Origin of the sequence: Corynebacterium ciconiae DSM 44920 (genome assembly GCF_030440575.1) — a bacterium.
Classification (GTDB): domain Bacteria; phylum Actinomycetota; class Actinomycetes; order Mycobacteriales; family Mycobacteriaceae; genus Corynebacterium; species Corynebacterium ciconiae.
In genome coordinates this window covers 1134767-1146900 of sequence record NZ_CP047189.1, presented here as the reverse complement: position 1 = coordinate 1146900, position 12134 = coordinate 1134767, and the positions used below count along the sequence as shown (strand labels likewise).

Genomic DNA, 12134 nt, shown 5'->3' with positions numbered 1-12134 from the left:
CGCTGTGGGCTGCGGGTAGAATTTTTGGCTATGAGCAGCTCCCCTAATGAGACTCCTACCTCTGATCTTCCGCGCCGGCCCATCATCATCGCGCTGGTGCTGTCTATCCTTCTCACCCTCGCGGTACTCGTGGGAACGAAGCTCCTCTTTGGCGACGGCCGCGACCCGGTGGCACTGTCCGAGCTGCCCTCCGAGCAGGCGGATTCCGCCGAGTGCTCGGCGCTTATCGACGCTCTCCCGCAGTCCCTCAATGGGCTGGAAAAGGCCCGCCTCGTAGACCCGGCACCCGCCGGGGCTTTCGCATGGTCCGGCCGAGATAACCAGCGCATCACCCTGCGATGCGGGGTGCAGGCACCCGCCCAGTACACCACCATGGCCCGCACCGAAGACATCAACGGCCGCCAATGGCTGCGGGTAAAAGACGCCACCACCGGCTCAACCATGCAAACCTGGTATCTGGTCGGCGCAACCCCCACGGTGGCGGTGACTGCTGATGCCGAATCGCTGAAGGATGCCGCCAACCCCGTCGAGGGTTTGGGCGATGCGCTCTCGCCGATCGATGGTGAGGCCTTGGCCCCTGCCGCCGCACCGCTCTCGCAGCTGGATTCCCCCGCAGCAGATGCCGCCAGCTGCCAGACCTACCAGCAGGCATTGCCCACCGTGCTGGAGACCTCCTCGGGCTCGTACCGGCAGATTAAGGGCTCGGAGGTGGAGGCCGCTGGTTATCCGCGCAAGCCGGATAACACGGTGGTGTGGATGCCCGACGATGATGGCCTCGAGCCCATTATTACCCGCTGCGGGGTGGCCGAGCCGGCAGGATACGAGCCCGGCCAGCAGCTGCAACAGGTCAATGACATCCCATGGTTCAATGACACCACCCTGGCCAATGGAACAACCCAGGGCGTGTGGTATGCCCTGGGTCGGGATGTAGCGATTGCTGTGGCCATGCCGCAGGCTGTGGGCCAGACCGTGTTCGTCGAAGTCGGCAACGTTATTGCCGAAACCACCGAGACGGTGGCCCGCTAGAGCTGAAGCACACCACAGGCTGGTGCCCACTTAGTGATTCAGCTGCACATCGAGGCTCGGCTTAATGTCGGACTCGGGCACGAGGCCGTAGTCTTCAAGCCCCTTGCGTACCAGTTCTGCGCCGTCGATGTTGAGCGGGCCTGAGGTCCACACCGCATAGGGAAGATTGATGAAGCGTTCCTGCTTCACCGCCTCGAGATCCTTGGTGGCGGGGTTGTTCTTCAACTGCTCCACCTTCTGCTCGAAGCTCTGGCCGGGGTAATCGACAAACACGAAGACATCCGGCTGGGCGTCGGCCAGCTTCTCCCAGCCCACCTCCACCCAAGTGTCGTCGAGGTCGTCTGTTGCATAGTCACCACCAGCAGCAGCCACCATTTCGGCCGGAGCCCCCTTCGCCCCGGAGGTAAACACCGCATCGGTGCCGGAATCGTAAAGGAACACCACTGGCTTGTCCTCGGCCTGCGGGGCGCTGGTGAGGGCATCGATGCGATCATCCATATCCGCGATCACCTCGGCAGCGGTGTCCTCATGGCCGGTGATAGCGCCAACATTGCGCAGATCGCTGCGAACCGCATCCCAGGGGTTTTCCACACCACGGGCGGTCGAGCCTTCCTGGCGGCAGGCCTCGGTGAGAATATAGGTGGAGATGTCATGCTCGGCGAGCGAGTCGGGGGTGATGTTTTTATCCTCCCCCAGCCCGTATCCCCAGCCGCCATAAAACACCTGCGGGGACTCGGCCACGATCTGCTCGAGGGAGGGATATTCCTCGCTGATCTCTTTGAGGTCATTGACCTTCTCGCCGTACTTTTTCACGAGCACGTCGCGGTCGCGGTTCATGCTGGATACCGCCACCAGCTGATCTTGGGCGTCCAGTGCCAGGTTGAGGGCAATAAGATTGCCGTCATTGGCTAGGCCCGCGGCCTGTGCTGGGAAGCTCACCTCCTCGCCGCAGTTAGTGATGGTCACGGTGTCGGCGGGATTCTCGCCGCCGGACGCCGCGGGGTTTTCGGTGGTGCCACCGCCGGAGCAGGCAGTAAGCACCACGGAGGCACTGGTGAGGACGGCGAACAGCGCGCCGCGATGAGCCTGAGACATGATGGGAATGCATCCTATGGGTTGGAGGGATGAGAACGAGTGTGTAAACCATCGATGATGAGGTGCGGGCTGCGCAGCCCCTGCTGGATAATCACCGACTCCACCCCGAAGACAGTGCGCACCCGCTGCGTATTCAGCACATCGGCTGGGCTACCGCAGGCCAGAACCTCGCCGCGGTGAAGCACCATGCAGATGTCGAAGTGAGTGAGCGCCAAATCAAGGTCATGGATTGTGGAGACGATCGTGGCATCAGAGGCGCGCATGAGTTCTAGCACGCTGAGCTGATGCTCCACATCGAGATGGTTGGTGGGTTCATCAAGCAGGATCAGACCGGTATCTTGGGCCACAGCGCGGGCGAGGAACACGCGCTTGCGCTGCCCGCCCGACAACTGACTGCAGTTGCGATCAGCGAGCTCGGTGACCCCAACCCGCTGCATCGCGGACTCTACGACCTCTCGATCCGCAGCCGAGGGCGGCCGCCACATCGACTGGTGCGGCAAGCGGCCGAGCGCCACCGCTTGGCGCACGCTCAACCCCTCCGGCACGGTTTCTTCCTGGCCCACATACGCCAGCATTCTTCCGCGCTGTTTCGCGTTCAACGTCTCCAGCGGCGTTCCATCGATGCGCACCGTACCGCCGGCAGGGAGAAAGCCAGCGATGCTACGCAGCAGCGTGGTTTTGCCGGCGCCATTCGGCCCCACGATTGCGACCATGGCACCGGGCTGCACGTTAAGAGTGACGTTGGAGAGAATAGGGGTGGCGTCGATACGGCATTCCAGATGCTCGAGCGAGAGATTACGCATCAGAGTTTTAGGCCTCCTTCGCGAAGCTATACGAACTCGACCTGCCCATGATGAACAAGAACAACGGCGCACCGATGATGCCAGTCACCACTCCCAGCGGAATTTCCTGCGCGCCTGCGACAACGCGCGAGACCATATCCACCCAGAGCAGAAACAGCCCACCGCCGAGCATGGCAACGGGCACCAACCTGCGGTGCGTCGGTCCTACCAGCATGCGCGCTAGATGCGGCACCACGAGACCCACGAAACCGATCCCGCCGGATACTGCCACCAGCACGCCCACGAGCACCGCCTGGAGAAGGAACAGAGATGCTCGCAGCTTATCGACGTCCACCCCCACGCTCGCGGCCACATCCTCACCCGATGCCAAAGCATCGAGGCGAGGACCGAGGACGAAGAGAATGACGGCGGCCAGAAGCGTCGCCACCACCGGGATGCCTAACTTGATCCACTGTGCCCCTGCGACAGAGCCCAGCATCCAAAACATCACCGATTGCGCGGCGCGCGGATCGGGGCCGATGAACACCAAGAAACTGGCGAGGGCTGAAAAGGCGCTTGCGAGCACCACACCGGTGAGGATCAGGCGCAAAGGCGTGATCCCGCCCTGCGCATAGGTGATCCCGTACACCGCCATCGTGGCCGCCAGCGCACCAATCAGCGCCCCGCCAGAGAGTGCCCACACCCCTAATGAGGAGAAAATGCCTAGAGTAATAACGGCTGTCGCGCCGACGCTTGCGCCGGAAGACACGCCCAACAGATACGGATCGGCCAGAGGGTTACGCACGAGAGTCTGCATGGCCACACCAGCCAGCGCGAGCCCAGCGCCAACGATGAGAGCAAGCAGTCCCCGCGGCGTCCGCAGCTGCCACACAATGGTCTCCACCGATTCTTCCGGCACGCGAGCCGGAGCAACGCCCAGCTTTGACTGCATGACAGCAGCCACATCACCGAGCGGGATGGTGACCGATCCCACCGCCACCGAAGCGACGGCTGAGACCGCAATGAGCAGCACAAGCACGACCACTAGGGCCGTGTAGCTGCGTCGAGAAATCGACACGCCAGCAACAATCCTTCACTGCTAGGCGGCCTAAGGGATCACGATGCACTCGCATCCCAGCGCGAAGCCGAAAACCTAGCCATCAAGTGGTTAACACACTTTCTTTCAGCTGCCTTTAACCTTGGTCGAGTGCAGGCATTCGGACTCGTCCACCTCTGCTCGCCTATGAACAAGCAGTGCGTGGCTTACCGTTGCGCGTCAGTTCTGGATTTGCACCAGATTCCCCTGCGGTCTCGGCCCAGCAGCGACTTGTATCTTACACCGGCGGCATGGGGGGACTGCGAGTGAGCGTCGATAAGTGTGCTCGCTAGCGGCGAGACAGGGCTTGCTGGACCACGATATCGAGAAGCTCACCATAGGCGATGCCGGAGGCTTCAAAGACCTTCGGATACATCGAGATGGGAGTAAAGCCCGGCATCGTGTTGATCTCGTTGAGCACCGGCCCCGAGGGGGTGACAAAGAAGTCCACGCGCGCCAGACCAGTGCAGTTCAGAGCGTGGAATGTCTCCACCGCCAGGGACTGAATCAGCTCGGTCATCTCCTCGCCCAACGGTGCCGGGATGGCGGCGGAGACTACATTGTCGAGGTATTTGGTGTCGAAGTCGTAGAAGCCTTCCTCGCCATCTTCGGTGCCGATGAGCTGGGCCGGAACCGAGGCCACCACCTCACCCGAGGGGTATTGCAGCACGCCACATTCCACCTCGGCGCCGCTGATCTCGGCCTCTACAATCACCTTTTCGTCATGCTCCACCGCAGCCTGGTAGGCAGCGGCAAACTCCTCCCACGACTCCACCTTGGAGATACCGATCGAGGATCCACCACGGGCTGGCTTCACGAAGACCGGCAAGCCTAGGAGATCCTTCTCGGCCTCGCTCAGCTCGGCGCGGTGACGCAGCACCACCTCGCGGCCGACCGGCAGCCCCGAAGCACTCATGAGCTTCTTGGTGTATTCCTTATCCATTCCAGCGGCCGAGGCCAGTACCCCAGCGCCCACATACGCCACCCCCGAAAGCTCGAACAGGCCCTGGATGGTGCCATCCTCGCCGAACTTGCCGTGCAAAACCGGCACGATAACATCGACGCGATCATAGAGCTGCCCGGCGCGTTCGCCGCTGGTGTAGCGGAATTCGCCGCGATGAGTGGGATCCACCGATAGCTGTACCTCTTCGGTGTGCTCCACTACGGGCAGCTCGCGGCCTTGGGCGCGCAGCTTATCTGGATCGGAGTTACCTACCACCCAGGTACCGTCGAGCGTGATGCCCACAGGCACCACCCGGTAGGTCTGAGGGTCCAGGTGGCTCATGACTGCCGCTGCCGAGATACAGGAGATCGAGTGCTCGGAGCTGCGGCCGCCGTAGACGACGGCGACAGAGGTACGGGTGTCAGTGGCATCGCTGGCAAAGGTGGGAGCGGTCATCTCTATCCTTATATCTCTCGGCGTCTAGGGGCGACGGTGCACGGGCCCGATCGCGTGGTGGGCGGCGGGTTTGTGCCGGACCCTGCGATTGTACTACTCAGACTTCTTGGATCGGCCCATCAGCGCACCCACCATGGTGTCTACGTCCATTCCTTCGTGGCAGACCTGGTAGACCGCGTGGGTGATGGGCATGTCTACCCCGTGCCACTCGGCCAGCCGGAACACCGATTCTGAGGAGGTCACTCCCTCGGCCACCTGGCCCGAGGTGGCGTGCGCTGCTTGCTCCAAGCTATCGCCCTTGCCGAGCCGGGCACCGAAGCTGCGGTTGCGCGATAGCGGCGAGGAACAGGTGGCCACCAAATCCCCCAGCCCAGCTAGGCCGGCGAAGGTACGGCTATCGGCGCCCACTGCCTCCCCGAGGCGGGTGATCTCGGCGAGACCGCGGGTGATCAGGCTCGCCGAGGTGTTTTCCCCCAGCCCCTTGCCGCTGGCCATGCCGCAGGCGAGCGCAATGACGTTCTTGCACGCACCGCCAAGCTCGGTGCCGATGACATCGGTATTGGTATAGGGGCGGAAATAGGGGGCCGCTACGGCCGCTTGGGCGCGTTGGGCGTTGCGTTCATTCGTGCACGCGATCACGGTAGCGGCCGGCTGTTCCATGGCCACCTCGCGGGCCAGATTCGGCCCCGAGAGCACCGCGATACGCTCCGGCTCAATCTGCCCCGCCTCGGCGATTACTTCGCTCATCCGCATCAAGCTGCCATGCTCGACCCCCTTGGCAAGGCTGATCACGATCGCATCGCGGGGAATCAGCTGCACCCACTGCTCCACATTGCCGCGCAGGCTTTGGGAGGGCACTCCGAGCACCACGATCTCGGCATCCGCCAAGGCGCGTGCGGCATCAGCCGTAGCACTCACCCCCATGGGGATACTCAGCCCGGGCAGGTAATCCACGTTTTCGCGCATCACCTGGATGGATTGGGCCACCGATTCCCGGCGCGCCCAGAGCCGGACAGTGGCACCGGCGTCGGCGAATACTTTAGCTAGGGTGGTGCCCCAGCTTCCTGCCCCCATCACTGTCACGTTGACCATGAGCCTTAAGCTGTCCTTTCCGAGCTGTGCCTGCAAACTACGTCCGAGCCGGTGTTATTTCTACTCGCTGATCGCGGAATGCTGCTCAGCAGGGAGATACCGTCTGCGGACGAACACTAGTGCTGTGTGCGAGTCTAGCGAGCAAAAGCGGCGTGCTGTGGGGATTAGACTGAGGCGCTATGACTACTCCTGTGTTGCGTGCCGAGTTTGCCGAGGCTTTTCCGGATCTGTGCCTGGAATGGCGCGCCGCTGATTTCCCGGATGCATCCGTGCTGCAGCTCAACGAGCCTTTGGCTAGCGAGTTGGGCCTTGATCCGCAGTGGCTACGCACGGATGCTGGCGTGGATTTTTTGTGCGGGCGTGCGAGCGGTTGCTATACCCAGCCGGTGGCGCAGGGCTATTCGGGCCACCAATTCGGGCAGTTCAACCCGCAGTTGGGTGATGGCCGGGCACTGTTGTTGGGCGAGCTCGCTACCCCGCACGGCTTGGTGGATCTGCATCTCAAAGGCTCCGGTCCCACCCCCTTTTCCCGTGGCGCGGATGGCTTTGGGGCGCGAGCTCCGATGCTGCGTGAGTATCTGGTCTCGGAGGCGATGCATGCCCTCGGCATTCCCACCACCAGGGTATTGGCGGTGATAGACACCGGCCGTGCTGTGCTGCGTAGTGGCCCTGAACCGGGTGCGCTCATTGTGCGGGTGGCCTCCTCGCACATCCGCGTGGGCACCTTCCAGCTGGCGGCCGTGCTGGGCGCTACGGATGTGGCAGCAGAGCTGGTGGAGTATTGCCTCGAGCGCCACTACCCCGAGCGCAGTGGCGGCGGACCGCTGGCGCTGCTGGAGTCGGTGATGGAGGCCCAGTTAAACACGGTGGCCGAGTGGCTGGGCGTGGGCTTTATTCACGGGGTGATGAATACCGACAACACCACAATCAGCGGTGAGACCATCGACTATGGCCCTTGCGCTTTCCTTGACGCCCACCGCCAGCAAGCCTGTTTCTCCAGCATCGACACGACTGGGCGCTACCGCTATGGCCACCAGCCGGCGATCCTTGGCTGGAACATGGCCCGCTTCGGCGAGACACTGCTGCCGCTTATCGATGCCGACCCGCAGGCCGCCATCGCCGACGCCCAGCACATTCTCGGCGCCCAGGCCGAGCGCTACGATTCCATCGCCACCACGATGTGGGCGCAGAAACTGGGTGTTAGCGGCCGCGAGAACACCGAGGAGGCAGTCTCCCTCGCCTTGGATTATCTTCATACCCACGAGGTGGATCACACCATCTTTTTCTCCTCTCTGGAAAAGCAGGCGCAGCGCTACTACGCAGCAGACAACGCTCACCCCTTCTGGCGCACCTGGCGCGATAGCGACCCCGATGCCGCGCGAGCTAATCCCGTGGTGATTCCCCGCAACCACGAGGTTGAACGCGCGCTCACTGCCGCGAACAATGATCAGTGGGACTATTGGGATGCGCTTCTTGCCGCGGTGCGACACCCCTTCGATGCCAGCTACGCCTACCCAGAGCTGCTGCTGCCGGCCCCTGCGGAGTGGACGGAGAACTTCACCACCTACTGCGGCACCTAGAACAGCCGTCCTACAATTGCAGCTATGGCTTCTCACGCGCAGGAAACTGATAAAGACCGCAAGAACAACGTGCTTGTGACGGGTAGGCTGCAGAAAATCCCTTCCAACCCCGCGAAGGACATCACCCGCCCCACCCTCGCCGCAGGTGCGGTGTTATGGCGCGGTGATCGGAGCCGCCCCGACGAGATCGAGGTGGCCGTGATCCACCGTCCGCACTACGACGACTGGTCTTTGGCCAAGGGAAAGCTGGACCCGGGCGAGTCGCTTCCGGTGACTGCCGCCCGCGAGATCGAGGAGGAAACCGGCTTCGAGGTGCGTCTCGACAAGCTGATCGGCAAGGTCACCTATCCCGTGCACAAGCGCACCAAGGTGGTCTACTACTGGCTAGCTGAGGTCACCGGCGGCGAATTCGAAGCCAACGATGAGGTGGACGAACTGCGCTGGCTCAGCATTGACGACGCCGCCTCGCTGCTGTCCTACCAGCTGGATGTGGATGTGCTGCGCAAGGCAGACAAGCGCCTGAAGCTTAATCCGGATACCCGCGTGATTCTCGTTCGCCACGCCAAGGCCTATCAGCGGAAAAATTGGCAGGGCGATGATTCGATCCGGCCTTTGGATAAGAAGGGGCGTCGACAAGCGGAAATGCTCGTGCCGCTGCTGAGTGCTTTCCGCCCGGAGGCGCTCTATTCCGCAGAACCGGACCGCTGCCAAGACACCCTTGCCCCCTTGGCCGATGAGCTCGGCATGGAGGTGAGCGTGAACCCGCTCTTCGGTGACGAAGCCTGGCTATCGCAGATGAAAAACTGCCATCGTGCCATCTCGGAGCTTTCGCGCAGCGGCTCGATCTCGGTGGTCTGCTCCCAAGGGATCTGGATCCCCGATGTGGTGGCGTGGGCGGCGGCGCGTGGCCAGCTACCTATCGATGAGATCAAGGCCAAGAAAGGCTCCGTGTGGATGCTGGACTTCCGCGACGGCGAGTTGGTGGGCGCTGACTATCTCGCCAGCGCCCTGCCCGTGAAATAAGCCGCCCGAGACTCGCGCTGCTAGTTGACCCGCGGCATGAAGGGCTTGCGCTGCGCCTCGAAGCGCTCAATGGCCTCTTCGTCGCGAAGGGTAAGGCTGATATCGTCGAGGCCTTCCATGAGCCGCCAGCGGGTGTAGTCATCCACCTCGAAGGGAAGGATGTGCTCGCCGGCGGTCACCGTGCGCTCCTCCAGATTCACCGTGAGCTTAAGCCCTGGGCTCTGTTCCATGAGCTTCCACAGCAGCTCGATATCGCTGTGTTCCATCTGGGCCGCCAAGAGCCCAGCCTTGCCGGCATTGCCGCGGAAAATATCGGCAAAGCGGGAGGAAAACACCACTCGAAAACCATAATCCATCAACGCCCACACGGCGTGCTCTCGGGACGAGCCGGTACCGAAGTCCTCGCCGGCGACCAGCACCGACCCATTGGAATAGTCCTCTTGGTTGAGCACGAACTCTGGGTCGCGTCGCCACGCAGCAAACAACCCATCGTCGAAACCAGTACGGCTGACCCGCTTGAGATAGACGGCGGGGATGATCTGATCGGTGTCTACGTTCGACCGCTTCAGCGGCACGCCGACACCAGTGTGAGTGTGAAACTTCTCCATTATTGTTCTCTCAATCTCCTCGTGCGACGTCAGGGTTATAGATCCGCGGGCGATGCCAACGTACCGGCCACAGCGGATGCGGCAGCTACCGCAGGTGAGACCAAGTGGGTGCGCCCGCCCTTGCCCTGCCGGCCTTCGAAATTGCGGTTGGATGTGGAGGCGCAGCGCTGCCCAGGCGACAACTGATCAGGGTTCATCCCCAGACACATCGAGCATCCCGGCTGACGCCACTCGGCACCTGCCGCGGTGATGATGGCATCCAAGCCTTCTGCTTCGGCCTGTTCACGCACTCGCTGCGAACCCGGCACTGTCAGCATGCGCACATGCTCGGCCACGCGGCGCCCTTCGAGCACCTTGGCCACCTCCCGCAGATCCTCAATGCGGCCATTGGTGCACGAACCCACAAAGACCGTATCGATCTTTAGCTCGCGCAGGGGCTGTCCGGGGACTAGGCCCATATAAGCGATGGCCTTCTCCGCGGCGGCGCGCTCGTTTTCGTCGCTGATCTCCTCCGGATTAGGCACACACTCGGCCAAGGGCAGCCCCTGGCCTGGGTTGGTCCCCCAGGTGACGAAGGGAGTGAGGGAGTCGCCATCGATGGTGACTTCCTTATCGAAGCTCGCGCCCTCATCGGTGCGCAGGCTGGACCAGTACTCCACGGCCTGATCCCACAGCTCGCCCTCGGGGGCATAAGTCCTGCCCTTGATGTAGTCGAACGTGGTCTGGTCCGGGGCAATCATACCGGCGCGGGCGCCCGCCTCAATCGACATGTTGCATATCGTCATCCGCTCTTCCATCGACAGCTTCTCGATGGCCTCGCCGCGATATTCAATGATGTGACCTTGGCCGCCGCCGGTGCCGATCTGAGCGATGATCGCCAGGATGAGATCCTTCGCCGTCACCCCTTCCGCGAGGGTGCCAGTGACAGTGACTGCCATGGTTTTAAAGGGCTTCAGCGGCAGCGTCTGGGTGGCCATCACATGCTCCACCTCAGAGGTACCGATACCAAAAGCAATGGCGCCAAACGCACCGTGGGTGGAGGTGTGGGAATCACCGCACACCACCGTCATACCGGGCTGGGTCAGACCCAGCTGCGGGCCCACCACGTGCACAATCCCCTGCTCTTTATCCGCCATCGGGTGCAGCCGCACCCCGAATTCGGAGGCATTAGTACGCAAGGTATCCACCTGGGTGCGAGAGGTTGCATCCTTAATCTCTAGGATGGATCCGGTGGTGATGCCCTCGGTAGGCACGTTGTGATCCTCGGTAGCTAGAGTGAGATCAGGACGACGCAAACGCCGGCCCGCCAGCCGCAGACCGTCGAACGCCTGCGGAGAGGTGACCTCGTGTAGCAGCTGAAGATCGATGTAGATCAGATCGGGTTTTCCTGCTTCACCACGCGTCACGATGTGGTCGTTCCACACCTTTTCCGCCAGCGTCTGAGGGCTGGTCATATGATCACCGTTACCTTTCACTATGGTGCCTTTCGCAGCGACTGTGGTGCGTCGCTGCGGCTGCGGCTTCGACTACATGCACGCAACGAAGGGTGTTCGCGGCGCGTATTAGCTGCGCATCTAATGCTCAGCGTGGGGCTGGCACGCTGGACGTGAGCATAAGCCACGTCATCTCCAACAGAAAACTAGCCTCCCACGATATGGGATGATAGTATCGTGTCATGGGAAAGCTTAACTCACTTGATGGGCAACAGTCCAGCGGCATCAAGGTGCTCGATCGCACCGTCCTCATCCTCAGCACCGTCGCACATTCGCCCCAATCCTTGAGCGAACTGTGCGAACGCACCCAGCTTCCCCGCGCCACTGCACATCGGCTAGCCACGGCCTTAGAGGTGCACAATCTCCTCGCTCGAACCTCCGATGGCAAATGGTCCATCGGCTCCGCACTCCGCGCTCTGGGCGCTTCCAGCTCCGATAAGCTTATCGACGCCGCGGTGCCGATCATGGCCAACCTGATGGAGACTACGCAGGAGTCCGTACAGCTCTATCGCCTTACCGGCACAATGCGCACCTGCGTGGCCGCCCAAGAACCTTCCTCCGGCCTGCAAAACACCGTGCCCGTAGGTTTTCGCATGCCCCTAACTGCCGGTTCGGCGGCCCGGGTGTTCGTGGCCTACGCCCCACCGCACCTGCGCGACACCATTTTGCGCGATGCTCACTTCACCACCGACGACCTCGAGCAGGTCCGCGCCCAGGGCTACGCCGATTCCGTTTCCGAGCGCGAGGTTGGACTTGCCAGCGTCTCCGCCCCCATCTTCGACGCCAACGGCGAATTGCTCGCAGTACTATCCATCTCCGGCCCAGCGGAGCGCCTTGGACCCAACCCTGGCGCACGCCACGGCCAAGCACTGCTCGAAGCCTCGCGCCAACTCAGCGGCAGCGCCTAATCTTTTACCCCCACCCGCGGCCGTTGACCTCA

At 62.4% G+C, this 12134-nt stretch carries 11 protein-coding genes and 1 riboswitch; of the genes, 4 read left to right on the top strand and 7 right to left on the bottom strand.

Features of this window, described 5'->3' with window-relative positions:
• Positions 1-30: 30 nt before the first annotated feature.
• Positions 31-1026: a DUF3515 domain-containing protein gene (locus CCICO_RS05085; RefSeq protein ID WP_018019917.1), complete on the top strand. Its 996-nt coding sequence runs from the start codon at positions 31-33 to the stop codon at positions 1024-1026.
• Positions 1027-1056: 30 nt separating this feature from the next.
• On the opposite strand, the gene CCICO_RS05080 is transcribed toward CCICO_RS05085, so the two are convergent.
• The 5 genes from CCICO_RS05080 to CCICO_RS05060 form a co-directional block, all read right to left on the bottom strand.
• Positions 1057-2121, bottom strand: a complete 1065-nt coding sequence (locus CCICO_RS05080) for an ABC transporter substrate-binding protein (protein WP_018019918.1) — start codon at positions 2119-2121, stop codon at positions 1057-1059.
• 14 nt (positions 2122-2135) lie between these two features.
• The gene (locus CCICO_RS05075) at positions 2136-2924 is read right to left on the bottom strand and encodes an ABC transporter ATP-binding protein (protein ID WP_018019919.1); all 789 of its coding nucleotides are present in this window, start codon (positions 2922-2924) and stop codon (positions 2136-2138) included.
• A gap of 7 nt (positions 2925-2931) precedes the next feature.
• Entirely contained in the window at positions 2932-3981 is a 1050-nt protein-coding gene (locus CCICO_RS05070; protein WP_018019920.1) for a FecCD family ABC transporter permease, read from the bottom strand.
• 134 nt (positions 3982-4115) lie between these two features.
• A riboswitch (cobalamin riboswitch) is annotated at positions 4116-4206 on the bottom strand.
• Positions 4207-4288: 82 nt separating this feature from the next.
• The gene (locus CCICO_RS05065) at positions 4289-5398 is read right to left on the bottom strand and encodes a D-alanine--D-alanine ligase family protein (RefSeq protein ID WP_018019921.1); all 1110 of its coding nucleotides are present in this window, start codon (positions 5396-5398) and stop codon (positions 4289-4291) included.
• 93 nt (positions 5399-5491) lie between these two features.
• Positions 5492-6490 carry an NAD(P)H-dependent glycerol-3-phosphate dehydrogenase gene (locus tag CCICO_RS05060; RefSeq protein WP_018019922.1) on the bottom strand — a complete coding sequence of 333 codons (999 nt, stop codon included), beginning with the start codon at positions 6488-6490 and terminating at the stop codon, positions 5492-5494.
• A 179-nt stretch (positions 6491-6669) separates the two neighbouring features.
• Between CCICO_RS05060 and CCICO_RS05055 the strand changes: the two genes are divergently transcribed.
• Positions 6670-8070, top strand: coding sequence for a protein adenylyltransferase SelO (locus CCICO_RS05055; RefSeq protein WP_018019923.1), 1401 nt, complete (start codon positions 6670-6672; stop codon positions 8068-8070).
• A gap of 24 nt (positions 8071-8094) precedes the next feature.
• A complete protein-coding gene (locus CCICO_RS05050; RefSeq protein WP_018019924.1) occupies positions 8095-9093 on the top strand; it encodes an NUDIX hydrolase in 999 nt (332 codons plus the stop codon).
• A 20-nt stretch (positions 9094-9113) separates the two neighbouring features.
• Here the strand turns inward: CCICO_RS05050 and leuD are convergent, their stop codons facing one another.
• Positions 9114-9701 (bottom strand): 3-isopropylmalate dehydratase small subunit, encoded by a 588-nt coding sequence (gene leuD, locus CCICO_RS05045; RefSeq protein ID WP_018019925.1) that lies wholly within the window; start codon positions 9699-9701, stop codon positions 9114-9116.
• A gap of 35 nt (positions 9702-9736) precedes the next feature.
• The gene (gene leuC, locus CCICO_RS05040; protein ID WP_018019926.1) at positions 9737-11155 is read right to left on the bottom strand and encodes a 3-isopropylmalate dehydratase large subunit; all 1419 of its coding nucleotides are present in this window, start codon (positions 11153-11155) and stop codon (positions 9737-9739) included.
• 221 nt (positions 11156-11376) lie between these two features.
• Between leuC and CCICO_RS05035 the strand changes: the two genes are divergently transcribed.
• A complete protein-coding gene (locus CCICO_RS05035) occupies positions 11377-12102 on the top strand; it encodes an IclR family transcriptional regulator (protein WP_018019927.1) in 726 nt (241 codons plus the stop codon).
• Positions 12103-12134: the final 32 nt, after the last annotated feature.